We start from the raw sequence: 25,258 nt of genomic DNA on the forward strand, positions 1-25,258 counted from the left end.
CTCGTTTCAGGTGGAAATAGCTTGCCTTAAACTCTATAATTGGCGCGAATTTGGGTATGTCTGGCTCCCTGTTTCTCAACTTTTTCTGGGCCGCTGGTGTCAGGCAATACGAATCCACAAAATAGTTTCTGATGATTGGATGAGGCTAATGATTAAGATCAAAAAAGGCCTGGATCTTCCCATCAGCGGCGCTCCCGAACAGACCATCACAGACGGTAAGCCAGTTCGCCATGTGGCGTTAATTGGTTTCGACTACATCGGCATGAAGCCGACGATGGCTGTTAAAGAAGGAGATCGTGTCAAGCGCGGTACGCTGCTGTTCACGGACAAGAAGACCGAAGGCGTTCGTTATACATCACCTGCAGCTGGCGTGGTGAAGGAACTCAATCGCGGTGAGCGACGGGTATTCCAGTCAATTGTTATCGAGATTGATGGCGATGAAGCTGAGACCTTTGCCAGCTACAAAGCTGCGGATCTTGCAGGCCTTGAGCGCCAGCAAGTAGTCGATAACCTGGTTGAGTCCGGTTTGTGGGCTGCCCTGAAGACGCGCCCATACAGCAAAGTGCCGGCGATCGACACTGCTCCCCATTCTATTTTTGTTTCCGTTATGGATACCAACCCATTGGCTGCGGATCCCACCGTGGTGATCGCAGAAAATGCAGCGGCCTTCGAAAACGGCCTGACCATTCTGGGTCGGTTGACTTCGGGCAAGGTGTTCGTAACTGGCCGGCCCGGTTCCAATGTGTCGGTTCCCAAATCAGACCAAATTGATGTCCAGCAATTTGATGGCGTTCACCCTGCCGGCAACGTTGGTACCCATATTCATCACCTTGATCCGGTTTCTGCCACCAAGACAGTCTGGGCAGTTAACTACCAGGATGTGATTGATATCGGCATCTTGTTCACCACCGGTGAGCTGAATGTTAACCGCGTTGTTGCACTCGGCGGCCCCAAGGCCCTGAAGCCGCGCTTGGTTCGTACCCGCATTGGCGCGAGCCTTGCGGAGCTTCTCGATGGTGAAATACCCACCGATTGTGAAGTGCGTGCGATTTCCGGCTCTGTGTTCGGCGGGCGTCGTGGAGATGGCCCTGTTGCTTATCTTGGTCGTTTCGCGAACCAGGTGTCGCTGCTCGAAGAAGGCCGCAAGCGGCTTTTCCTGGGCTGGCTAACTCCTGGTGCAAACAAGTTTTCGGTTCTTAATATCTATCTGTCCAAGTTTATGGGTGGCAAGAAGTTTGACTTCACAACCACTACCAACGGTAGTGAGCGTGCCATGGTTCCAGTGGGTTCCTACGAGAGGGTGATGCCCCTGGATGTCCTGCCAACTCAGCTGCTGCGTGCGCTGATTGTAGGAGATACCGAAATGGCTCAGAAGCTCGGCGCTCTGGAGTTGGAAGAAGAAGATCTGGCGCTGTGCACCTTTGTGTGCCCGGGTAAATATGAATACGGTCCGATTCTCCGCGAGAATCTGACCCGAATCGAAATCGAGGGCTAACACAATGTCTATCAGACAGTTTCTCGATGGAATCGAGCATCACTTTGAACAGGGTGGCAAGTACGAGCGCTGGTATGCCCTGTACGAAGCAGCCGATACTATTTTCTATACGCCCAGTTCGGTAACGGGCACAACCTCCCACGTGCGCGATGGTGTAGACCTGAAACGCATGATGATCACCGTTTGGTTGTGCGCCTTCCCCGCGATGTTCTTCGGCATGTGGAATATTGGCTTTCAGGCCAACAATTTCCTGGCGGCCAATCCTGAGGCGTTGATCGCTGACGGCGGAATGCGCACTGCCTTTATTCAGGCTCTTGCGGTAACCGGAGCGGGTGCCGGCATTTGGGATAACTTCGTATATGGGATGGCCTACTTCATTCCGGTTTACGCGGTGACCTTTATTGTTGGTGGTTTCTGGGAAGTGCTGTTTGCTACCGTGCGTCGTCACGAAGTAAACGAAGGCTTCTTTGTAACCTCCATCCTGTTTGCACTGATTTGCCCACCATCCATTCCTCTTTGGCAGGTGGCTTTGGGTATTACCTTCGGTGTAGTGATCGGTAAGGAAGTGTTTGGCGGTACAGGTAAAAACTTCCTGAACCCGGCACTGACTGGCCGTGCCTTCCTGTACTTTGCCTATCCGGCACAGATCTCTGGCGACACCGTGTGGACGGCTGTTGACGGTTTCAGTGGCGCGACTGCGCTGAGCTGGGCTGCAAGTGGTGGTCTGGAAGCTCTGGAAGCAAACATTGGTTGGATGAATGCCTTCATTGGCAATATTCAGGGGTCAATGGGTGAAACCTCGACCGTCGCCGTGATGATTGGCGGTTTGGCGCTGGTTGCCATGCGTATCGCAAGCTACCGTATCGTTGGTGGTGTACTGATTGGCATGATCGGCACGGCTGTTCTCATGAACGTTATCGGCTCCGAAACCAACCCCATGTTCTCGGTTCCGGCCCACTGGCACCTTGTAATGGGTGGCTTTGCCTTCGGCATGATGTTTATGGCAACCGACCCTGTATCAGCCGCCATGACCAACACCGGCCGCTGGTGCTTCGGTATTCTGGTAGGTGTGATGACCATTCTGATTCGGGTTGTTAACCCGGCGTTCCCGGAAGGCATCATGCTGGCGATACTGTTCGCCAACCTTTTCGCGCCGCTGATGGATCACTACGTGGTTCAGGCAAACGTTAAACGGAGGCTCGCTCGTGGCTAAGCCTAAAGAAACTGTCTCCAGAACGCTGTTTGTCGCTCTGGTATTAAGTATCGTGTTCTCCGTAGTGGTATCCACCGCTGCGGTAGTGCTCCGCCCGGCCCAGATCAAGAACCAGAATCTGGACATCAAAACCAACATTCTGGCGGCCGCAGGTATGCTGTCGAATGGCGCAAGCGCTGACGAAATCGAAAGCGTTTTTTCCCAGTTTGATGTGCGCCTGGTTGATCTGGATACCGGTGACTATGTAGAGCCGTCTTTCGTGGATGTAAATGATCCAATGAAATACGACATGTACAAAGCCGCTTCAGACCCGGAGATGTCAACCAAGATTCCGTCGTCTGAAGACAAGGCTGGTATCAAGCGTCGCCCTAACATTGCCAAGGTATACACCTTGAGCGAAAACGGGGAAATGAAGCGAGTGGTATTGCCGATTCACGGCTATGGCCTCTGGTCTACACTGTACGGGTTTGTGTCGCTTGAAGGCGATCTGAACACTATCGAAGGCCTTGGCTTCTACGCCCATGCAGAAACACCTGGTTTGGGCGGTGAAGTGGATAACCCCCGCTGGAAATCCCAGTGGGTTGGCAAAGAGCTTTACGGTGAGGATAAAACCGAGCCTCAGATCCGCCTGATGAAGGGTGGCGTAAGCGCCAACGCAGCCGATAAAGAGCACAAGGTGGATGCGCTTTCCGGTGCAACACTGACCAGTCGCGGCGTTGAGCACTTGGTCAACTACTGGATGGGTGACCGGGGTTACGCACCGTTCCTCAAGAAACTTCGTGAAGGGGAGGCCTGATCATGTCTGAAATGACCGCCAAACAGGTTCTTTTCGAACCCATATTCAGTAACAACCCCATCGGGCTGCAGATCCTTGGTATCTGTTCCGCACTTGCCGTAACCACCAGCATGAACGTAACCATCGTTATGTGCCTGTCGGTTATTGCTGTTACTGCATTTTCCAACCTGGCTGTGTCGCTGGTACGTACACAGATACCGGGCAGCATCCGGATCATCGTACAGATGACCATTATTGCGTCTCTGGTTATCGTGGTTGATCAGATACTGAAGGCCTATGCCTACGAAATCAGTAAGCAGCTGTCGGTATTCGTTGGTCTGATCATTACCAACTGTATCGTTATGGGTCGTGCCGAAGGTTTCGCCATGAAAAATGGCCCCTGGTTGAGTTTCCTCGACGGTGTCGGCAACGGCATGGGCTATTCGATCATGCTGCTGTTTGTGGCGTTTTTCCGTGAATTGCTGGGTGCAGGGTCGCTCTTTGGTGTAACCCTTCTGACGCCGGTTAACGAAGGCGGCTGGTACATCACCAACGGCTTGCTTCTGTTGCCACCAAGCGCCTTCTTCATTATTGGCCTGGCTATCTGGGGACTGCGTGCCTGGATGCCTGAGCAAGTAGAAGAAGAGGACTTCAAAATGTCCCGCCACACCCATAAGGAGGCCTTCTGATGGAGCACTATATCAGTCTGCTTCTCAAAGCAATTTTCATTGAGAACATGGCGCTCGCGTTCTTCCTGGGTATGTGCACATTCCTTGCCATTTCCAAGAAGATTGAAGCAGCTACAGGCCTTGGCATTGCCGTTGTGGTGGTTCTCACGCTGACAGTGCCGGTCAACAACCTGATCTACAACAACATCCTTCGTGAGGGCGCGTTGTCCTGGGCTGGTTTGCCTGATGTGGATCTGAGCTTTCTCGGGTTGATCACCTACATCGGTGTTATCGCGGCCATTGTTCAGATCATGGAAATGATACTGGATAAATACATTCCGGCACTTTACTCCGCACTGGGCGTGTTTCTTCCGTTGATTACAGTTAACTGCGCCATCATGGGTGCGGCACTGTTCATGGTTGAGCGTGATTACACCTTCGGTGAGAGTGTGGTCTATGGCTTTGGTGCTGGCGTGGGCTGGGCTTTGGCCATCGTTGCTCTGGCAGGTATCCGTGAAAAGCTGAAGTACAGCGACGTTCCAGACGGGCTCCGTGGTCTGGGCATCACCTTCATTACTGTTGGTTTGATGTCTCTTGGCTTTATGTCCTTCTCAGGGATTTCCCTGTAATTCACCCGGTGATTCGGTTTAACGAAAAGGCGAGACCATGTATACAGAAATAATACTCGGCGTGGTCATGTTCACCGTTATCGTTCTGGCGCTTGTCGCGATCATCCTCGCGGCAAGATCCAAACTGGTAAGCACCGGTGAAGTGACCATCGAAATCAATGACGACCCGGAACACACCGTGAAAACGGAAGCCGGTGACAAACTACTGGGCACCTTGGCGGGCAGTGGGATTTTCCTGTCGTCTGCCTGTGGTGGCGGCGGTACCTGTGCACAGTGTAAGTGTAAGGTTCTTGAAGGTGGCGGCGCCATGCTGGCCACGGAAAAGACCCACTTCACCAACCGGGAAGAGAAAGAAGGCTGGCGTTTGTCGTGCCAGGTTCCGGTTAAACAGGATATGAAGATTGAAGTACCGGAAGAGTTCTTTGGCGTCAAGAAGTGGGAGTGTGAGGTTGTATCCAACCACAACGTTGCCACCTTCATTAAGGAACTGGTACTCAAATTGCCTGAAGGCGAGGAAGTTGACTTCCGTGCCGGTGGTTACGTACAGCTGGAATGCGCCCCTTACGAAATCGACTTCAAGGAGTTTGATATCGAGAAGGAGTTCCACGGTGACTGGGACAAGCATGATATCTGGCGCTACAAGGCCATCAACAAGGAAGAGACTGTTCGAGCCTATTCCATGGCGAACTACCCGGAAGAGAAGGGTGTCCTCAAGTTCAATATCCGTATTGCCACTCCGCCTCCCGGGACTGATCACGTGCCTGGCATCATGTCCAGCTATGTGTTCAACCTGAAGCCGGGTGATAAGGTCACTGTAATGGGGCCGTTTGGTGAGTTCTTCGCCAAGAAGACGGAAGCCGAAATGGTGTTCGTGGGTGGTGGTGCTGGTATGGCCCCCATGCGTTCCCATATTTTTGATCAGTTAAAGCGTTTGAACTCCAAGCGCAAGATCAGCTTCTGGTACGGCGCTCGCAGTGTTCGCGAGATGTTCTACGTAGAAGACTTCGACATGCTTGCCAAGGAGAATGACAACTTCGAGTGGCACGTTGCTCTTTCTGACGCACAGCCGGAGGACAACTGGGAAGGCCCAACGGGCTTTATCCATAACGTACTCTACGAGAACTATCTGAAGGACCATCCGGCTCCGGAAGATTGCGAGTTCTATATGTGTGGACCCCCAATGATGAACGCATCTGTAATCAAGCTGCTGAAAGATATGGGTGTTGAAGAAGAGAACATTATGCTGGATGACTTTGGAGGTTAAAGCTTTCACATGACATCCAGTATCTTTCAACCCGCCCGGGCGGCCGTTGCCAGCATCTTTACGATGCTGGTATTGGTGGCCCTGGCGGGTTGCTCGTTTCAGCCGGATGAAGAAATCTGGGAAATCTCAGGGCCCGTGTTCGGTACCAGCTACCACATCAGTGTTGTTTTGCCGGAAGATCACCAGCGGCTTGAAGCATTGGCAGAAGGCATCGATGAGGCCCTCGACGGAGTGGATGCCTCCATGTCGACCTGGAGGGACGATTCCGAGCTGTCAAAGCTTAACGGCCTTGAGGATCAATCGGATTGGACCCCGGTATCCCGTCCACTGTTTGAAGTGCTGTCTCGGTCGGCAGAGATTTCACGCCTGACTGAAGGGGCCTTCGATATCACTATCGGGCCAGTGGTGAATCTCTGGGGCTTCGGACCCGATGCCCGGCCTGTAAAGGTTCCCTCTGACGAGGAGTTAGCCTACGCGCTGGCATCAACGGGTTTTGAAAACCTCTCGTTGCAGGCGGATCCGCCTGCTTTAAAGACGTCGTCACCGCAGTATATCGACCTGTCAGCCATCGCCAAAGGCTACGGGGTAGACGTAGTGGCTCGGTACCTTGATAGTGAGGGTATAAAGGCGTATCTCGTAGAGATCGGCGGGGAAGTGCGCACTCAGGGTAAAAAGCCTGACGGCAGTGTGTGGCGGCTTGCCATCGAGCAACCTGTCTCGGGTGAAGGGCAAACCGTAAACCGTATTGTTACTTTGCCTTCGAAGGCGATGGCCACGTCCGGTGACTATCGTAACTATTACGAATCGGAAGGGCGTCGTTTATCCCATACAATAGATCCTGAAACTGGACAGCCGATTTCGCATAACCTGGCTTCTGTCACGGTGATTGCTGAAGACAGCATGACAGCGGATGCACTGGCCACTGGTTTTACAGTGATGGGGTATGAGCGGGCAAGTGCGCTCGCAACACGGGAGAATATTCCTGCCTATTTTATTATCCGGACGGAAAACGGGTTCGAGTCGCATCAGACCCCGGCATTTTCTTCCTACGTTACTCAGTAAGGGGAGGGCAACATGGGTACCTTTCTTTTGGTTTTTTTGATAGTGGTTTTGCTGGTTGCCGGAATGTCCGTTGGTGTCATTTTCGGGCGTAAACCAATTAGCGGTACTTGCGGCGGTATTGGCGCGCTTGGCATCAGTTCTTCCTGCGACATTTGTGGTGGCAACACCCAGAAGTGCGAGGAAGAAAACCAGCGTGTGGCGACCGAAGCCGTAACAGCCGACGATCTGGCTTACGATGCCTCCAAGGCTGGCCGGAAGCAGTAACTGCTGACAGAAACGAATAACTACAACTACTTTTCACGACGTAGATAAGGAGTCACTGCGCGCATGGCAGAACATCATTACGACGTCGTCGTTATCGGTGCCGGACCTTCAGGTGAAGGTGCGGCAATGAACGCGACGAAGCATGGCAAGCGTGTTGCTATCGTTGAAGACAAGCCTACCGTGGGAGGCAACTGCACCCACTGGGGTACGATTCCTTCCAAGGCTTTGCGTCACTCGGTCAAGCAGATCATTACCTTCAACACCAATCAGATGTTCCGGGACATTGGAGAGCCTCGCTGGTTCTCATTCCCGCGGGTACTGCAAAGTGCACAGAAGGTTATTGGCAAACAGGTAAAGCTCAGAACCCAGTTTTATTCCCGGAATCGGGTCGATCTGATCAATGGGCGCGCGTCGTTTCTGGACAATAACCGGCTGGAAGTTCGTGGTAACAAGTCAGTTGAAACCCTGCATTTCAAGCAGGTTGTTATTGCTACTGGCTCACGCCCGTATTTGCCGCCTGATCTGGACTTCCGCCATCACCGGATCTACAACTCAGACACCATACTCAATCTTTCCCATACACCGCGCACGCTGATTATTTATGGCGCCGGTGTTATCGGCTCCGAATACGCATCTATCTTTGCGGGCTTGGGTGTGAAGGTGGATCTGATCAACCCGGGTAGCCGTTTGCTATCGTTCCTCGATGACGAAATCTCAGATGCACTGAGCTATCACCTGCGTAATAACGGTGTTCTGGTGCGCCATAACGAGGAATACGACTCTGTTGATGGTGACGACCACGGTGTGGTTCTTTCACTGAAATCAGGTAAGAAGATCCGCGCAGATGCCTTCCTCTGGTGTAACGGCCGAAGTGGTAACACTGATAGTCTGGGGCTTGAGAATGTGGGATTGACGCCGAATAGTCGCGGCCAGCTACCAGTAGATGAACACTACCGTACCGAGGTAGATAACATCTATGCTGCAGGCGATGTGATCGGATGGCCAAGCCTTGCAAGCGCAGCTTATGACCAAGGGCGTTCTGCATCGTCAGACATCGTTAATGACGATTACTTCCGGTATGTGACCGATGTGCCAACGGGCATTTATACGATTCCTGAGATCAGCTCTGTGGGTAAGACCGAGCGCGAGTTAACGGAAGCCAAGGTGCCTTATGAAGTTGGTCAGGCATTCTTCAAGGATCTTGCTCGGGCTCAGATTACCGGTGAAGCCGTGGGCATGCTGAAAATCCTCTTCCACCGCGAAACCCGGCAGATTCTGGGCATTCACTGCTTTGGTGACCAGGCAGCTGAAATCGTCCACATCGGTCAAGCCATCATGAATCAGGAGGGTGAGGCAAACTCACTTAACTATTTTATCAACACAACGTTTAACTACCCGACCATGGCGGAAGCCTATCGGGTAGCGGCGTTGAATGGTCTGAACCGGATCTTCTGACCGGTTCAGGTTCAAAGTCAGCCGGCGGGTAAAACCATATTATCTGCCGGCTTGCTTTCATTGCGTTCAGGCAGGGACAGAGAAGCGCGTGCGCGGTTATCAAAGAACATGCGCGTGCTTGTAGGGTAGTCTGTAATAACGCTGTCTATGCCCATAGCTTCAAGCCGGAGCATGTCCTGGATGCTGTTCACGGTCCAGCAGGATACGTGCATCCCTTTACGGCGCGCATTTTCCACAAGTTGCGGTGAGCACAGCTTCCAGTTGATGCATAAGTACTTGCAGCCCAACCTCGCAGCCAGTCCAATGGGCCTGGGGAATCGCCGCTCTGCCACCAGCCCGGTGCGAATGCGTTTGTTCCTTCTGCGAATTTCCTTCAAAAACCAGGTGTCTGCCGAGGTAATCGCAGCCGTTTGGTAAAGATCCCGATGTTGAATGATTTCTGTTAGTCGATTGCAAAGGATATTCAACCTGGCGCGACTGTCTGACTTCACTTCAAGCTGTAAATGCTCGAGGTCCTGGAACTGATCGAGCAAATCTTCCAACGATGGAATTCCCGCTGGGGATGGCCATGGGCTTGTGTTTTTGCGTGCGTCCATTGAGGCAAGTTCAGCAGCGGTATAACGAGCTACCTCGCCTTTCTGATCGGTTGTACGATCGACGGTTAAGTCGTGCACCAGCACAGGTTTACCATCTTTTGATAGCACCAAATCCAGCTCAAAATGCCTTACACCCTGCCTGTAGGCGTGCCTGAAACCGGGCAGCGTGTTCTCGGGGGCTTCACCTTTAGCCCCCCTGTGTCCGTAGACGATCATTCCGGTACTTCACCTTTTAAACGTTGGTAAATGGCCTGGCGCTTTTTCCAGGTGTCGTGGCACAGATGTATATCTTCAAGGTAGGCTGGCAGTTCGTTCATAAGCAAGGCCTGAGGCCCGTCTACCAGGGCTTTCTCTGGTTTCGGGTGGAAGTCCACCAGCACCATATTGGCCCCTGCAATCACGCCTTGTGCCGTCGCGTGCATTACGTCGAGGATGCCGTCCGGGGATTTTTCCCGGGTGCCCACAGAATGGGACGGGTCGACGCAAACCGGCATACGCGTCAGCCTTTTAACCGCAGGTACGTGGGCAAAATCCACCATGTTGCGGTGCGGCTGGCCAGCTTCGGTTTTCATGCCGCGCAAACAGAATATAACGTTTGCGTTGCCTTCGCTGGCCAGATATTCCGCCGCATTCAATGATTCATTCAGGGTGATGCCGAACCCACGCTTGAGCAGAACCGGATAGGTGCGCTGCCGGCCAATGGCTTTTAGCAATTCAAAGTTCTGTGTGTTCCGGGTGCCGACCTGAAGCATGACGCCCGTAGGCCGCCCAAGTTTTTCGAGGCAGGTATCAATCTCTTCTATGTGGCTTTCATGGGTGATTTCCATGGCCACCACTTTAATGCCGTGTTTACCGGCTTTTTCAAATACCCAAGGCAGGCAGCCCTTGCCGTGCCCCTGGAACGAATAGGGGTTGGTGCGGGGCTTGTAGGCGCCCATACGGGTGCACACCTGGCCATTTTCCTCCAGGGCCTTCAGCATCATTTCAACATGCTCTGGTATATCGACAGCACAGAGCCCTGCAAAAATATTGAGGTTGGACTGGTTGAAATCGACACCGTTATAGCTAAAGCCTGTTTGCCGGTTGTCGTCCCGGTGGCGCCCAAGAATCCGGTAGTCATCGGAAATGCGGATGACGCGTTCAACAGCCGGCAGGGCTTCGATATCTTCTTTATCGAGCGGCTTGGTGTCGCCCAATAAGTATATTTCGGTCAGTCGTTGGCTAACGCCCTGAATCTCGTGTACCCGTACGGTCACGCCGGGCAGATGTTCCAGGTAGTGCATTGTCTGCCGATAGGCGTCGCTATCCAGAGGCGTGTTGGGGTGAAGTATGGCTAGCATGCTGTCTCCTGAGTGGTCTACAAGCTAAGAACGTACGCTCTCAGCCCTATGCCGCGCCTGCATGAATTCCCGGTGGTTAAGATGCAGCAAATCAGCAATACGGCGAATAAGGTGTTCTTCGTATTTGTCGATGCGATCATCAGCAAGAGCAACATGCCAGATGTTCTCCAGCAGTGACTGTTTGGCATCCTGATCCAGCGCCTCGTTAATCTGCCCGGTAAACTCATAGAGGGACGTGGCATCCTCTGCCTGACTCAGGGCGGATTGCAGAATATCTTCCGCTTCTTTCCGGGTTAGATCATGCGCTTTTATGGCGCAATCGATAATCGCCTGGAGTTCTCGCTCATCCTGTTCGTTATCGACCTGTGATAGCTGAACCATTAACGCAGTTGCAGCAATCGCGAGCTGATGCTCATCGGGTTTACGATGCTCCGTTTCCGGTGCACTAAACAGCTTTTTAAGGCTTTCGATCATAGTCTGACCCGGGTATTTGGGTATGTTGGATTGCGTTGAAACGGCATTGGGTTCAGGCTGCTTTAGAGGCCAGCTGGCGAACCCGGTTTTCCAATTCAATCTGGTCAATGGTAAAGCGACGAATGCCGTCGGCCAGTTTTTCAGTGGCCATGGCATCTTCGTTAGACTCCCAACGGAAGCGCTTTTCATCCAGAACCCCGAAACCATCGGTGGAAGAGGCGCCGGCGGCTGAAAGCTTGCGCTCCAGGCTGCCATTGTCATCTTTTAGCTCCTGGAGTAACGCGGGGCTGATGGTGAGCCGGTCGCAGCCAGCGAGCATTTCGATCTCACCGATATTGCGGAAACTGGCGCCCATAACCACGGTGCTGTAACCATTTGCTTTGTAGTAATTATAGATCCGTGCGACAGAGAGTACGCCGGGGTCTTCGGCAGCGGGGAAGTGATCACGGCCACTGTTGGCAAGGTGCCAGTCCAGGATGCGGCCCACAAACGGTGAAATCAGGAAGGCTCCGGCCTGTGCACAGGCAGCCGCCTGAACAAATGAGAACAGCAAAGTAAGGTTGCAGCGAATACCTTCCTGCTCAAGTATCTCCGCGGCGCGGATGCCTTCCCAGGTGGCTGCTATCTTGATTAGAACCCGGCTTGTATCTACGCCTTGCTGATCATAAAGCTCGATCAGGCGACGGGCCCGCTTGAGCGTAGCCTCGGTATCAAATGACAAGCGTGCATCCACTTCTGTAGATACCACGCCCGGTATCAAACTGAGGATTTCCTGACCTGCCAGAACGGCGAGCATATCCGTAGCCAGAGTTAGCTGCTCAGCATCGGAGCCACCCTGTTTGCGGGCCATGGCTACGGCTCGCTCAAGCATCGGCCGATAAGCATCAGACGCTGCTGCCTTCAGCAACAACGAGGGGTTTGTGGTGGCATCCTCGGGGCGCCATTGGGCGATTGCGTCGATATCGCCAGTATCTGCCACTACCGTGGTCATGGTTTTCAGTTGGTCAAGCTTGTTGGTCATTCGTAACGTCGTCCCGATTGATTTTGTTATCAGCACATCCAAATCCCGGATGCGGGTAATGCTTCTACAATAACGGGCTGTACAGACAGGAACAAGACAGCAAAAGGTAAGGTTGCGGTTACGATTCAGGAACCTTACCCAGCGCCGTCTGAATTACCTCCAGGCCTGCACCCGGTTTGTGAGCGTTTTCGCTGATATAGCGACGGAACTGGCGGCCGCCAGGCATGCCATGGAACAGCCCCAGAAAATGCCGGGACATATGGCCAAGGAATACGCCGCGCTCCAGTTCGCTCTGAATAAACGGGTACATAGCTCTAAGTACATCGTGGCGCGTCGTAGCAGGGGGCTTGGTGCCAAAGAACTCCGAGTCCACGCCCGCCAGAATCCAGGGGTTGTGGTAAGCCTCCCGGCCGAGCATTACGCCATCGGTATGTTTCAGGTGTTCATTACATTCTTCAAAGGTTTTTATGCCGCCGTTGATGATGATCTCAAGGTGCGGGTACTTTTGCTTCAGCCGGTAAGCCCAATCGTATTTCAGCGGCGGCACGTCCCGGTTTTCCTTTGGGCTGAGCCCTTCAAGAATCGCGATGCGTGCATGAACAATAAACGTGCGACAGCCGGCGGCCGCCACTTTCTCCACAAACTCACAAAGGTCTTCCCAGGATTCCCGGCCATTAATACCAATGCGATGCTTTACCGTAACCGGAAGGCGGGTAGCTTCAATCATCGCCCGAACGGCCTCTGCCACCTTATCTGGATGCCCCATCAGGCAGGCGCCAATCATATTGTTCTGAACCCGGTCGCTGGGGCAGCCAACGTTCAGATTTACTTCGCTGAAGCCAAACTGCTCAGCAAGCCGCGCACAATGCGCCAGCTCCCCCGCATCGCTGCCGCCAAGTTGGAGTGCCAGAGGGTATTCCGCAGGGTCGTGGCGCAAAAACCGTTCAGTATCCCCATGAATCAACGCGCCTGTGGTGACCATCTCGGTGTAAAGCAGAGTGTGCTGGCTTAGCAGGCGAGCGAGGTACCGGTAGTGCGGCGTGGTCCAATCCATCATTGGCGCAACACAAAAGCGGCGGGATGGCTCTGGCCCGAGGTTTTCAGGAGTTCCTGAGGTGTTTTCTGAAGGGATGTTATGGATCATTATTTACTCAACGCTGCCCGTTTCTGGCCGCAACTCGAAGGTCGGCTTCCAGGCTGAAGGGTTCAATCGGAGGGACCACTTAAAGAGGGCAATTCTATCAGGAAACCGGCTTGGATGGTTTGTTGGGGGCAACCAGTGTTACACCTGGGTTAAATGGTTGTGTTGGCTAAGCAGGATGGCGTCAAAGGTCGGCTGAGGAAACCCGGGAGAAGTCCATCATATAAAACCATCGCACGGATCTGCTGAACTGACTATTCTAATATTGCAGACGCAAATCCCCATAAGCCCCGAATGGCGTGAAAGGAAACTCAGATTGAATTTAAAAGGATTTATTGCACTAGTTGCCTTCGGGATGATGCTTTCAAGCTCGGCTTTTGCCGTGACAGCCGCTTCGCCCGGTGCGCCGAAGCAGTCTATGGGTTATGCGCAGGAAGGTGTTTGTGCAGAGTGCCATCAGGGGCAAGCCAAAGCCTGGTCACATTCTGATCATGCCTGGGCTATGAAGCCAGCGGGTGAAGGCGCTGTTTTGGGCGACTTTGAAAATACTGCCTTTAATGATGGAGCCTCCCAGGCAGAGTTTTTTCGCCGGGGTAAAGACTACTGGGTAAAGATTGAAGGAGAGGAGGGTACAGAAGCAGAGTTCCGCATTGCCTACACCTTTGGCTTTTATCCCTTGCAACAATATCTGGTTGAGCTCTCCCGAGGCAGGCTTCAAGCGCTGACAATAGCTTGGGACAGTCGCCCCGTTGAGGAAGGCGGGCAGCGTTGGTTTTCGCTGTATCCGGGAATGAGTTTCGAACCAGGTGATTCTCTGCACTGGACCGGCCGCAACCAGAACTGGAATGCCATGTGCGCCGACTGCCATTCCACGTACCTCACCATGAATTACGATGCCAAAGCGGACAGCTTTGCCACAACCTGGCAGGAGCAGAATGTTGGTTGTCAGGGCTGCCACGGCCCGGGTGAAAAGCATGTGGATTGGGCAAGAGAACAGAGGCAAGATCAGGTAGAAAAGGCCGGCCCTGCTGAAGGCATGGGCCTGTTGGTTGATTTTGGCGGGATGGCCCCCGGCAAGGTTGTCGAAACCTGTGCCTATTGCCACAGCCGCCGCCAGAGCATTCAGGACGGGCAGCACGCACACGAGGGCTATTTGGACAAAGCCTTGCCAGCGGTGCTGATGCCAGACATGTACCATGCTGATGGCCAAATTCAGGGCGAGGTGTATGTTTACGGCTCGTTTACGCAGAGCAAAATGGCGAAAGCGGGCGTTACCTGCCTGGATTGCCACGACCCACACACCACAAACCTGAAAATTGAGGGCAACGGTTTGTGTCTGCAATGCCACAATCCGGCTCCGCCCGAGCGATTTCCTACCCTTAAAGCATCGAATTACAACGTTGCGGAGCATCACAAGCACCCGGAAAACTCTGAGGGCGCGCAGTGTGTGAATTGCCACATGACCGACGAAACCTACATGGTGGTCGATCCACGGCGTGATCACAGTTTCCGTATACCCAGGCCGGATTTGACGGTCACTGCTGGTAGCCCGAACGCCTGCAACAGTTGCCACGAAGACAAATCTGCCCAGTGGGCAGTGGGCATTCTGAAAAAGTGGTATCCGGATAGTGAGAAGCCAGAGCACTTTGCAGACACTCTTCAGGCTTTCCGTGCCGGCGAAATGGATGCCATGAACCGGTTGGGGCTTCTGATCAGGAAGACCAGTGAGCCCGCGATAGTGCGAGCAACCGCAGCAGAACACCTGAGCACCATCGGTGGTGATTCAAGATTCTTTCTGCGTTCCGGGCTGTTTGATAAGGAGCCACTTGTGCGCGCCTATTCTGCAGGAGCCTTTGCTCAGATACCGGTTGGCGATAACTTGAAAGTACTGGTGTCGCTGCTTGGTGCTGACCAGCCCAAGGCGGTTCAGGATCAGGCACTTTCAGCACTGGCTGGCGCAGATTTGAGCGGGTTGTCTGAGGCAGAGCGAAAGCGCTTTGATGAATTGGATTCGGATTATCAAAAGCGTCTCGAAAGCCTGTCTGCACTTTCCGGGTCCCGCTTTAATTGGGCAAATTATTTGCGGCGTTCCGGGAAAACAGACGAGGCGATCGCGCAGTATCAGAAATCACTTGAGCTGGATGCGACCTTCTCACCTGCCCGTGTGGCTCTGGCCACGCTGGCCAGTCAGGTTGGCAAGCAGGCGCTGGCAATGGAAACATTGCGCGCCGGGAGCCAGTCTGAACAAATACCTGACACCGACCGAGGGTACCTGGCCTACCTGTTATCGTTGGTTTTGGTGGAGGAAGGCCAGGACGCGGAGGCACTTCGCAGCTTTGAGTTGGCGTTAAAGCTTAACCCCGAGAACCCACGGGTTGCCTACAACTACGGGTTGATTCTGGTTCGCCAACAACAGTGGGCGCAGGCTGAGCGCGTGCTTGGGGCAGGCTTGCAGGCCCACCCCTCGGATTACAATGTGCTCAACGCCCTGGTGCATTTGCACCTGCAGAAGGGAGAGCTAAAGCAGTCTCTCGGGTTCGCCAGGAAAATGTTGGAGCTGTACCCGGATGACTCATACAGCCGCAATGTGGTGCAAAGGTTGGAACATGCTACTTCCAGGTAAGGTGCAAGTCACCCCGCAGAAACAGCAACGCATCTCTGGTCGTTTGCTCCGGTAGTTCCTCCATGGGGATATGCCCTGCGGTGGGGTAGACAATCAGCCTCGCCTTCGGGATATCTGCCATCCACTTGTCTGCAAGCTCCAGGGGAACCCGGGCTTCGATCATTTTCAGGGTTATAACGTACTGAGGCTTTGCGCCCGGGCACGATCACACAGTGAGTTTTTGAGAACTCGTCTATCCAGGCGTCACTCTGACAACAGATTACAGAGTTCGGACACTTTCATACGCAGTTCCAACCGATCGACGGGTTTGGATAGATACGCGTTAAAGCGCTCTGAGTCGCATTCTTCTGGCCGTGGGTTGCTGTTTTGTGTGCCTGAGAGCAGAGCTACTGGCACGCTTGGCCATTGGGAGCGTGCAGAGTGGAGCACATCTGCGCCAGAAGCACCCGGTAGGCGGTAGTCAGTAATAATGACTGAGGGGATGTCGCTAGGGCTGGCGGCGGCTTCTATAAATGCTTCTGCCGTTGTGAAGAGCGTCACCTCAAACCCCATGTCAGAGAACTCCTCGTTTAGTAATTCCCTGACCGCTTGAGAGTCTTCCACAATCCAGGCCAGTTGGCCCTGTGCGTCAAATTTAGGCAATAGATCCTTTACGGCTGCAAGAGATGACACTGCTAACTGCTCATCGCCAGCGATATAGGGGATGGTGCAGGTGGCTGTAGTTCCTTTTCCAGGCTCGCTTTCCAGCTCAAGAGTGCCGCCCAGTTTCTCTGTGAGCTCAAAGCATATGGCCAAGCCAAGGCCAGCCCCGGGGTTGCTCTCCGAGCTTTGGTAAAAAGGGGTGTAGATCTTTTTGAGATCGTCGGCTGGTATACCCCGGCCGGTGTCGCTTACTCGAAAGATCAGCATCTGTTCCTGGCCTGAAGTGTCCGCGACAGCAACCGATAGTGAAAAGTTGCCGTCGCTGGTGTATTTCGCTGCATTATCCAGGAGGTTCAGCAAAATACGCTGCAATTGCTTGCTACTGCAGCGAACCACTGTTGGGAGGTCAGTTTCAATTTTAAGCTGAAAGCGGTTATTTTGTTTGCTGGCGATTATGTGGGAGTGATTAACCAGGTTGTCGATAAAGGCGATCAGGTAAATGTCTTGCAGCTCGTTGTCGTCTACCGTGATGTCATGGGCATAATCGACCAAGCCGTCGATCAGGTCTTTCATATACAGCCCGCGGTCCTGGATGACCTGAGTCGCCTTTTCGGCACTGACAGCCCCACCCGCCTGGAGCTGGGCATAACCCAGAATGGCGGTTAACGGAGATCTTAAATCGTGGGTGACTTGGCCCAGGAAATTCACCTTTGCCGTGCTGGCCTTTTTGGCAGTTTCAAGAGCGGTGTTTAACTCTTCTGTACGGCTTGCGACTGCTTGTTCCAAGGTGCGCAGGTACTCAGACTCTTGTGCTTTTAGCGTTTTCTCAGCGGTGCTCAGTCGGCTTTTTTGCTGCCAATTGAATGTCAGTATTAAAGCAACTGCGACCATAATTTCGATAGAAATTCGTGTAAATGTAGAGACAGTGGTGTAGTCAAAGTTGAAGATGTACTTTAGCAGCGCGAGCGTGGTGGTGGTCCAATAGATGGACAGCAGTAGCAAAAGCAATAGCTTTGCTGGCTCTGAACGAGAGGTGCGCAAAACAGGCGTTACCAGGAACAACCAGGCCCCAAGGTACGCAATCATAATCACAGTGACCAGTTGCCTGATAGCGACACCATCGAGCACAAAAGTGAGGCTGGCGATGATGGGCATTGATACGGCCGTTAAGATGAGAAACACCCGCCACAAGCGATGCTTGTTGAAGCCCAGCAGGAACACTGAAGTGGCCAGGAATAATTGTGATGTGAATGCCGCTGCTGAAACTCTCAGGTTTATCGAATAGCTTTCGAGAAAAGTCAGCAAGTAATTGCTGAAAAAACCGTCTTTTTCAGCTTCCACAATAAATCCGGATAACAGCCATAAACCGGTCAATAAAAAACCAGCGTTGAACTGGAGTATCAGAACCACCAGTAGAGTGAGAATGCCTGCAAACAGTGCGGCTTGGAATATCCAGTTTTGATTGATGCTCTGTGAATAAGAGACAGGATCCCAGCTTTTTACGCTGACAAAGGGAAGGCTGTCACTATAAATCTTAATAAACAGTTGTTGGGTTTCGCCTGCGTTGAGGTGCACCGGAATTATAGTTTTACCATTGTTTACAGCGCGATCCTGTAAAGAAACAGTAAGCCCTGTGGTTTTCTGCCAGAGGATTTTTTGAGTGTTTGGGTCGAGAAAATAAGCGTCTACCCGGTTCATTCTCCATGGCTCTAATACCAGCCAGCGTATGAGTGAATTCTCATTACTGTTATGTACCGAGGCCTTTAGCCAGATTGTGCTGTGTTGACGAGGTGCGTCTAGGTTGTCTTCGTCGGGACGAACCCAATCGGTGTGCATCAGAGCGCTGCTGAGGCTTTGAACGTTACTGAGCCTGGGAATTGCCAGCATCGCACCTATAAGTTCTTGGCTATTCGCTGTGCTTGCCAGGTCTATAACCGGGCTTTGGTTGGGCGTAGTGTTTGCCAGTGCAGCGGATGAAAGAACTATAAATAGCGAGGCGATAATTGTAGTAAGAGCGCTTATCCGGTGGTTATAGTTCAAAAAATATCTTCCCTGAAGTCAACTGTGTTGCTGTCGAAATTCTCTGGGCGTTAGCCCGAAGCGCTCTTTGAATGCCGTGGCAAAATTACCACTGTCGTTAAACCCAACCTGAAGTGAAATGTCTTTTACTGACAAGCTTGTGCGTTGCAGTAACTCCCGGGCTTCCTTCATGCGCTCTTCTCGAAGATACTCGTACACAGTCACGCCGGCGCATGCCTTGAACGCTGTGTTCAGGTGTTTGCTGTTGGTTCCTGTCAGCTTTTCCAACTCTTTCATTGTGGGTGTTGCAGACAATGATTTCAGCAGGTGAGTGCGTGTTGAATGAAACACAATAACATCCCGGTTGCAGGCCGAAACAGTTTCGGGTTTGGGCTTGTCTTTGCTGGCCTGTACGGCGGGCTTGTGCCGCAAGTGTATGGCCAGGCGCAGTTTAACCTCATTAAAATCAAAGGGCTTGTTGATGTAGTCAACAGCACCCGCAAGCAGTCCTCTGATGCGATGCTCGGGCGAGATCATACCGGAGATAAAAATAACAGGGATGTCGCGCGTTCTCGGATCTTGAGTGATTATTTTGCAGGCATCATGGCCATTACAGCGAGGCATCTCTGAGTCCATCAGGATCAGGTCGGGCTGCAGGGCGCGGGCTTTCTCGATGCCTTCAAGGCCATCTTGGGCATAAAATATCTGGCAACCGTGTCGTTGAAGGTAAGCAGAGAGCAGCATGCGGTCTGCTTCCTCATCGTCCACAATCAAAATTCGCCTGTGTTCCAGCGTCTCCATCTCTGTCCTTCTGGTTTGCTGCTGCCCGGCTCCGCGGGCGCCTTTGTATTGTGCCCATGCTTACACTCCAGATTCAACAGTATGTAATGGGCTGTGTGTGCAATCAACTGGCGGCAAGTGGATAAAACTTTCCCTCCGAGAACAGGTTTTGCCGCGCTATCACAGGTTCTCTGCTGTGCAAGGTATACGATCAGGCCATTCTGACACTAATAACTCGTTGCTTTGGGATGGAGCTTTCAAGCTCAGGTGTGCTCCGAGCTTCCGGTTTCGCTCGCGCACGCCAAGCTTCTGCCCATTCCCTCATAAAGCCAGCGTACTGATCACATCCGCTCCAGGCCCCTCGCCTGTATCGGCGGCCTTGAGGATATTATGGCTAGAACTCCCTCTCTCGCAAAATTAGCACTTGCCGTTTCTTTGAGTTATTCCGCAGTTGTTGCGGCTGCAACAATGCCACAAGACGACTTGTTGAGCGTTGTGAAGGAAACTCTGGAAACCAACCCAGAGGTGCAAATTCGTTTGAATGCGTTTCAGGCGTCTACCTTTGACCAGCGGGAGGCATTTGGCGGATATCTGCCTTTTATAGATGTAAATGCCGCCGGCGGTATTGGCGACCGAAATTATGATGGTCGTGGCAGCTATAACCGCAACTATGCGGAAGTGTCGCTCACACAAATGCTGTTCGATGGGTTTCGGGTGCGCAATGCTGTAGCCAGAGCGGAGCACAATAGCAGGGCTCGTTATTATGAGCTTTTGGACGAGGCTGAAACCAAGGCGCTGGAGGCCAGTGAGGTTTATCTCAGCGTTCTCAGGCACCGGGAACTGGTTGCCCTTGCTCAGCAAAACGTTGCCAACCACCAGCGTGTGCAGCGTCATGTAAGTAATCGCGCCGGGCGGGGCGTAAGCAACCGGGCAGACCTGCAGCAGATTGATGGGCGATTGTCGCTTGCCCGCTCCAATCTGATGACAGAAATTGCAAACCTGCAGAGTGTTACCGCTCGCTTTCAGCGCCTGGTTGGCCGTTTTCCAGCTGAGGAGCTAAGCCCCTTTGAAGTGCAGTCACAACTTGTACCGGGGGAGTTGTGGCAGGTTCTTACTACGGTATATGCCAATAACCCAGCGCTGTTTGCCGCCTTCGAGGAGATTCAGGCTTCTGAGGCCTCTTTTGGCGAGGCGAAAGCAGGCAGGTATCCCACACTCGAGCTGGGTGCTCGTCATGGCACCTATAAAAACAACAACAGCTTCGATACCCGTACCGACCCACACTCCTACGGGGACGATACGGTAATTGAGTTGCGTGCACGCTATAACTTGTACCGCGGTGGCAGTGACAGGGCTGCGGAGCGTGCGGCAGATCGCCGGATTAGCCAGGCAGAGAGCATGCGGGATAAAACCTGCGTTGATTTGCGCCAAACGGCAACCATTGCCCACGGAGATGTGCTTAACCTTCAGGTGAAGCTGGACTCTCTCGAGTCCCATCGCGAGAAAGCTACGGGTGTGCTTGCAGCTTATCGCGAACAGTTCGATATCGGGCGGCGTTCTTTGCTGGATGTTCTCGATTCTGAAAACGAGCTTTTCCAGGCCGAACGCGCCTATATCAACGGCTCCTATGATCTGGAAATCAATCGCCTGCAAACCCTTCACAGCATGGGGCGCTTGCTGACTACTTTGAATGTGAACAGTGAGGAGTTGCCAGACCTGGGTGATATCAATCGCTCAGTGAATCCCGGTTCCAGCCGCTACTGCACCCTTCCGGGTGAAGGCGACAGAAGCTTCGACCGCTTCCTGCAAACAGCAGATACCGAAGAGGTTCTAAGCTTTGGCAGCGACACCCTGTTTGATATTGGCAGCGCCGAGTTCAAGCCAGAAGCAATGGCTCGCTTGCAGCAGTTCGCCCGTCATTTGCTGGAGCGTGACACGGTTAAATCCATCAACATTGTTGGCCACACCGACAGTTCTGGCAGCGACGCGCTGAACCGCGAACTGTCTCTGGCCCGCGCCATAGCTGTGCGTGATGCATTAATCGACAGCGGCGTTGATAACACGGTGATGCTGGTTTCGGGCGCAGGGTCTTACCAGCCCAATGCAACCAACGACACGGCTGAGGGCAGGGCGCTGAACCGCCGTGTTGAGGTGCGCGTTACTCACACAAGAAGGTGAATGTAAAAGGCCGTTATGGATCAGACAAATGACCCCTTAAGCGCCTGCCTGTTATGGCTTGCCGCGGAAAATGGCACCACGATCAGCCACGATGCGCTGATCGCTGGCCTGCCATTGGTAGACGGCCGTTTGTCGCCTTCAGTATTTGCCCGCGCAGCGGAGCGGGTCGATATGAAGGTAAAGCTGGTGCGGCAGCCGTTGGAGCGCCTGAACAGTCTGTTGCTTCCCTGCGTTATTTTGCTTGAAGGCAATCGCGCTTGCGTGCTGGACAGTATCGATCTTCAGGGCCAGACAGCACAGGTGCGGCTGCCAGATGTCGATATGGAAATCGAGCAGCTGGAGCTGGCTAAACTCAAGGAAAGCTACTCCGGCATTGCGCTCTACTGCCGGCCGGATTTTCGTCTGGATCAGCGTAAAACAGGTGCTGGCTCGGCGGTTGATAAGGGCCACTGGTTCTGGAGTGTTATCAAGGCAAACCGGCCGGTGTACCGGGACATCCTGATCGCCGCCTTCTTTATCAACCTGTTTGCCCTGACCATGCCCCTGTTCGTAATGAACGTATACGACCGGGTGGTGCCTAACCATGCCACGGATACCCTGTGGGTGCTTGCCCTTGGTGCATTGATTATTATCTGCGCCGATCTTGCATTGCGTTTGCTGCGCAGCTGGTTTGTTGAGCTGGCGGCAAGCCGTGCGGATATCACCTTATCTGCCCGGATTATGGAGCGCATTCTCGGCACCCGCCTTGAGCATGCGCCACTTTCGGTGGGCTCCTTTGCGGCCAACGTTCAATCGTTTGAATCCGTGCGCTCGTTTATCGGCTCCATGACGGTGACGGCACTTATTGATCTGCCGTTTTTCCTTGTATTCGTGGCCATCATCGCCCTGATTTCGCCTGTGATGATCATTCCGGTACTGATCGGTGCCACGATCATCATTCTGTACGCGCTCTCGGTGCAGGCAACCATGCATCAACTCTCGGAAACCATGAGTCAGGCCAGTGCCCAGCGGAACTCCGGCCTGGTGGAAAGCCTGGTGGCTGCGCCCACGCTGAAAAGCTTCAATGCCAGCAGCCGTATGCAAAGTGCCTGGGAGCAATCCACCCGGTTTTTGTCTGGCTGTTCCGGCAAACAGCGCATGCTGGGTATGTCGGTCGGGGCCGGGGCTTCCTGGATACAGCAGGTGGTGTCGGTAGTGATGATTATCACCGGTGTATATCTGGTTATTAACGGTGATATGAGCCAGGGCGGGCTGATTGCGGCTTACATGTTGTCATCCCGTGCCATGGCGCCGGTGTCCCAAACCGCTTCGTTGCTTACCCAGTATCATCAGGCAGCGACGGCCATGACCGCCGTTGAACAGATTATGGATGCCGAGCAGGATCGCGAGCCCGGAAAACAGTTGATCAGCCGCGGCAAACTGCGCGGCGAAATTGAACTGCGCGATGTGTCCTTCCAGTATCCCGGTGAAGAGCGGGATGCCTTGAAAGGGGTTTCGTTGCACATTCGGGCTGGCGAGCGGGTGGGCATTCTTGGTCGTGTGGGCTCAGGAAAGAGCACCCTGGAAAAGCTCATACTGGGTTTGTATCGCCCAACCTCTGGCGCCCTGCTGGTGGATGGCGTGAATATCGGCCAGATCGACCCCGCCGAACTGCGCCGCAACATTGGCTATATTCCGCAAGACGTCCAGTTACTCAGCGGCACGGTCTACGACAACGTCACCCTGGGCATAGAACACCCCAACAACGAGCGCCTGTTGCAGGCCATCAATGTGTCCGGCCTGAAGGGCCTCGTGGGTGACCATGCAGATGGCTTGTCAATGCAGGTAGGGGAGGCTGGCAATCGCTTGTCCGGCGGGCAGCGCCAGACAATAGCCGTGGCCCGCGCGGTGATGGCGGATAGCAGTATCTTATTGCTGGATGAACCCACCAGCGCCATGGACAGCACGCTGGAGAATCACGTTAGCAAAGGCCTGAACCAGTTCGGCCAGGGCAAAACCGTATTGCTGATAACCCATCGCACCAGCTTGCTGGATCTGGTCGACCGCCTGATTGTTATGGATGCCGGGAAAATCGTTGCGGATGGCCCTAAGCAAACCGTGCTTCAGGCACTTCAGCAGGGCAGCATTCAGAGGGGGGCGCAATGAGCATCGACCCCAGGATTGCTGAGAAAGCGGAACAGAAAGCGCTGGAGCAACAGGCATTTGAGCGCTTGAGCAAGGCGGATGCTGTTGGGGCACGGGGTAAAGGCTTTATAAATCGCCTGTTCCGGCCATTTTTTTCCGCGTTTCGCAGCAATTCACGACACTGGCCTGCGGATGCAGATCAGGCCATGGAGCAGCAAAGCACCCTTCGCGCCCGCAGCCTGCTGTACGGCATTGCACTGACGTTTATTGTTTTGATTATCTGGGCTGCATTTGCACCCTTAGATGAAGTCACCCGGGGTGAGGGCAAGGTGATTCCATCGCGGCAGCTACAGGTTATTCAGTCCGCCGATGGCGGTGTCATTGAAGAGGTATTTGTAGACGAGGGCGCCAGAGTGAGCAAGGGCGACCTGCTGGTGCGCATAGACCCAACGCGCTTTGTGGCCAGTTATCAGGAAGGCAGTGTGCGGGCATTTGCACTGGCCACCAAAGTGAAACGGCTACAGGCGCTGATCCAAAGCGAGCCGTTAGAACTGAATTACAGCGAAGCATTAACGCCCGTGCAGGAACAGGTGTTGCAGCAGGAAGAAGGCTATTACAAAGCCAGCTTGAAAGAACTGGATGAGCGCTTATCGGTTGCCCAGGAACAAATTGCTCAACGGCAACAGGAACTGAGCGAGGCACAGGCTCGGGTGTCTGCGGCGGAGCAGTCTTATGGCATGTCGACACGAGAGCTACAGGCAACGCAGCCACTGCTGGCTTCGGGTGCGGTATCAGAGATAGAGATTTTGCGTTTGCAGCGGGATCAGGCCGCCGCAAATGGTGAGCGCCTGCAGGCCGCTGCCCGTGTTCGCCAGGTAAAAGCCAGTATTCAAGAGGCAGAGTCCAGGTTGCTGGAGGTTGAATCTTCCACTCGCAACCAGTGGCGCGCAGAACTCAGTGACGCAAGCTCGCAGCTAAATAGCCTGAACAAGAGCGTTGCCGGGCTGGCCGACAAGGTAAAGCTCTCGGAAATTCGCTCGCCGGTGAATGGCACGGTGCAGCGTGTGCTGCTGAATACCATCGGCGGCGTTGTTCAGCCTGGGAATGCCCTTGTTGAAATTGTTCCCACCGATGACCGCCTGCTGGTAGAAGCCAAAATAGCACCCAAAGATATAGCCTTCCTGCGCCCCGGCTTGCCGGCAACCATCAAACTCCACGCCTACGATTTTTCAATCTATGGCGGGCTTGCCGCGACCATCGAGCACATAAGTGCCGACACGATTACAGATGATCGCGACAATACTTTCTATCTTGTGCGCGCGCTAACCACCGAAAAAGACTCGGCGCAGCATTTATCCGTTATCCCGGGCATGACCGCACAGCTGGACATCATGACCGGCAAAAAAACCATTTTATCTTACTTGCTAAAACCATTATTGCGCGCCAAAGCAAACGCTTTGAGCGAACGCTGAAGTAACACTATTTTGAGGTCCTT

Annotated in this window: 21 protein-coding genes; 13 read left to right on the plus strand and 8 right to left on the minus strand. The window is 53.4% G+C overall.

What is annotated here, in order from left to right:
• Nucleotides 1–148: 148 nt before the first annotated feature.
• The 9 genes from RG807_RS00475 (at nucleotide 149) to sthA (ending at nucleotide 8,825) form a co-directional block, all read left to right on the plus strand.
• Nucleotides 149–1,495, plus strand: a complete 1,347-nt coding sequence (locus tag RG807_RS00475; RefSeq protein ID WP_309043097.1) for a Na(+)-translocating NADH-quinone reductase subunit A — start codon at nucleotides 149–151, stop codon at nucleotides 1,493–1,495.
• Nucleotides 1,496–1,499: 4 nt separating this feature from the next.
• Nucleotides 1,500–2,708 carry an NADH:ubiquinone reductase (Na(+)-transporting) subunit B gene (locus tag RG807_RS00480; protein WP_298447942.1) on the plus strand — a complete coding sequence of 403 codons (1,209 nt, stop codon included), beginning with the start codon at nucleotides 1,500–1,502 and terminating at the stop codon, nucleotides 2,706–2,708.
• Complete coding sequence (locus RG807_RS00485; protein WP_309043098.1) at nucleotides 2,701–3,504, plus strand: Na(+)-translocating NADH-quinone reductase subunit C; 804 nt, start codon at nucleotides 2,701–2,703, stop codon at nucleotides 3,502–3,504. Before RG807_RS00480 ends, RG807_RS00485 begins: the two co-directional genes overlap by 8 nt.
• A gap of 2 nt (nucleotides 3,505–3,506) precedes the next feature.
• Nucleotides 3,507–4,172, plus strand: coding sequence for an NADH:ubiquinone reductase (Na(+)-transporting) subunit D (locus RG807_RS00490; RefSeq protein ID WP_298447939.1), 666 nt, complete (start codon nucleotides 3,507–3,509; stop codon nucleotides 4,170–4,172).
• Complete coding sequence (gene nqrE / locus RG807_RS00495; protein ID WP_200201103.1) at nucleotides 4,172–4,780, plus strand: NADH:ubiquinone reductase (Na(+)-transporting) subunit E; 609 nt, start codon at nucleotides 4,172–4,174, stop codon at nucleotides 4,778–4,780. Before RG807_RS00490 ends, nqrE begins: the two co-directional genes overlap by 1 nt.
• A gap of 37 nt (nucleotides 4,781–4,817) precedes the next feature.
• On the plus strand, nucleotides 4,818–6,044 hold the full coding sequence (nqrF, locus tag RG807_RS00500) for an NADH:ubiquinone reductase (Na(+)-transporting) subunit F (protein ID WP_298447936.1): 1,227 nt from the start codon (nucleotides 4,818–4,820) through the stop codon (nucleotides 6,042–6,044).
• A 9-nt stretch (nucleotides 6,045–6,053) separates the two neighbouring features.
• Nucleotides 6,054–7,106 (plus strand): FAD:protein FMN transferase, encoded by a 1,053-nt coding sequence (locus RG807_RS00505; protein ID WP_309043099.1) that lies wholly within the window; start codon nucleotides 6,054–6,056, stop codon nucleotides 7,104–7,106.
• A gap of 12 nt (nucleotides 7,107–7,118) precedes the next feature.
• Entirely contained in the window at nucleotides 7,119–7,370 is a 252-nt protein-coding gene (gene nqrM / locus RG807_RS00510; protein WP_309043100.1) for a (Na+)-NQR maturation NqrM, read from the plus strand.
• 63 nt (nucleotides 7,371–7,433) lie between these two features.
• Nucleotides 7,434–8,825 carry a Si-specific NAD(P)(+) transhydrogenase gene (gene sthA, locus RG807_RS00515; RefSeq protein WP_298447930.1) on the plus strand — a complete coding sequence of 464 codons (1,392 nt, stop codon included), beginning with the start codon at nucleotides 7,434–7,436 and terminating at the stop codon, nucleotides 8,823–8,825.
• 17 nt (nucleotides 8,826–8,842) lie between these two features.
• Here the strand turns inward: sthA and RG807_RS00520 are convergent, their stop codons facing one another.
• The 5 genes from RG807_RS00520 to dusA all read right to left on the minus strand — a co-directional run bounded on the left by RG807_RS00520 (nucleotide 8,843) and on the right by dusA (nucleotide 13,400).
• Nucleotides 8,843–9,637 (minus strand): glycerophosphodiester phosphodiesterase, encoded by a 795-nt coding sequence (locus tag RG807_RS00520; RefSeq protein WP_309043101.1) that lies wholly within the window; start codon nucleotides 9,635–9,637, stop codon nucleotides 8,843–8,845.
• Nucleotides 9,634–10,761, minus strand: a complete 1,128-nt coding sequence (locus tag RG807_RS00525; protein WP_298447926.1) for a 3-deoxy-7-phosphoheptulonate synthase — start codon at nucleotides 10,759–10,761, stop codon at nucleotides 9,634–9,636. The genes RG807_RS00520 and RG807_RS00525 overlap by 4 nt, the downstream gene beginning before the upstream one ends.
• Before the next feature lie 24 nt (nucleotides 10,762–10,785).
• Nucleotides 10,786–11,235, minus strand: a complete 450-nt coding sequence (locus RG807_RS00530; RefSeq protein WP_309043102.1) for a tellurite resistance TerB family protein — start codon at nucleotides 11,233–11,235, stop codon at nucleotides 10,786–10,788.
• Nucleotides 11,236–11,287: 52 nt separating this feature from the next.
• Nucleotides 11,288–12,256, minus strand: coding sequence for a transaldolase (tal, locus tag RG807_RS00535; protein ID WP_309043103.1), 969 nt, complete (start codon nucleotides 12,254–12,256; stop codon nucleotides 11,288–11,290).
• A 118-nt stretch (nucleotides 12,257–12,374) separates the two neighbouring features.
• Nucleotides 12,375–13,400 carry a tRNA dihydrouridine(20/20a) synthase DusA gene (gene dusA / locus RG807_RS00540; protein WP_309043104.1) on the minus strand — a complete coding sequence of 342 codons (1,026 nt, stop codon included), beginning with the start codon at nucleotides 13,398–13,400 and terminating at the stop codon, nucleotides 12,375–12,377.
• 313 nt (nucleotides 13,401–13,713) lie between these two features.
• On the opposite strand from dusA, the gene RG807_RS00545 reads away from it, so the two are divergent.
• Nucleotides 13,714–16,020, plus strand: a complete 2,307-nt coding sequence (locus tag RG807_RS00545; RefSeq protein ID WP_309043105.1) for a tetratricopeptide repeat protein — start codon at nucleotides 13,714–13,716, stop codon at nucleotides 16,018–16,020.
• Here RG807_RS00545 and RG807_RS00550 read toward each other — a convergent pair.
• From RG807_RS00550 to RG807_RS00560, 3 genes are all read right to left on the minus strand, one after another.
• Nucleotides 16,007–16,183 (minus strand): alpha/beta fold hydrolase, encoded by a 177-nt coding sequence (locus tag RG807_RS00550; protein WP_309043106.1) that lies wholly within the window; start codon nucleotides 16,181–16,183, stop codon nucleotides 16,007–16,009. The two genes, RG807_RS00545 and RG807_RS00550, sit on opposite strands and share 14 nt — an antisense overlap.
• 80 nt (nucleotides 16,184–16,263) lie before the next feature.
• Nucleotides 16,264–18,702, minus strand: coding sequence for a hybrid sensor histidine kinase/response regulator (locus RG807_RS00555; protein ID WP_309043107.1), 2,439 nt, complete (start codon nucleotides 18,700–18,702; stop codon nucleotides 16,264–16,266).
• An 18-nt stretch (nucleotides 18,703–18,720) separates the two neighbouring features.
• Nucleotides 18,721–19,482 (minus strand): response regulator, encoded by a 762-nt coding sequence (locus RG807_RS00560; RefSeq protein ID WP_309043108.1) that lies wholly within the window; start codon nucleotides 19,480–19,482, stop codon nucleotides 18,721–18,723.
• Nucleotides 19,483–19,851: 369 nt separating this feature from the next.
• Here RG807_RS00560 and RG807_RS00565 point away from each other — a divergent pair, with 369 nt between their 5' ends.
• From RG807_RS00565 to RG807_RS00575, 3 genes are read left to right on the plus strand one after another with little or no spacing between them, the layout of a single operon-like run.
• A complete protein-coding gene (locus RG807_RS00565; protein ID WP_309043109.1) occupies nucleotides 19,852–21,639 on the plus strand; it encodes a TolC family outer membrane protein in 1,788 nt (595 codons plus the stop codon).
• A 15-nt stretch (nucleotides 21,640–21,654) separates the two neighbouring features.
• Entirely contained in the window at nucleotides 21,655–23,784 is a 2,130-nt protein-coding gene (locus RG807_RS00570) for a type I secretion system permease/ATPase (RefSeq protein ID WP_309043110.1), read from the plus strand.
• Nucleotides 23,781–25,235, plus strand: coding sequence for an HlyD family type I secretion periplasmic adaptor subunit (locus RG807_RS00575; protein WP_309043111.1), 1,455 nt, complete (start codon nucleotides 23,781–23,783; stop codon nucleotides 25,233–25,235). The genes RG807_RS00570 and RG807_RS00575 overlap by 4 nt, the downstream gene beginning before the upstream one ends.
• Nucleotides 25,236–25,258: the final 23 nt, after the last annotated feature.

The sequence above is a fragment of the Marinobacter sediminicola genome (genome assembly GCF_031157525.1).
Taxonomy (GTDB): domain Bacteria; phylum Pseudomonadota; class Gammaproteobacteria; order Pseudomonadales; family Oleiphilaceae; genus Marinobacter; species Marinobacter sediminicola.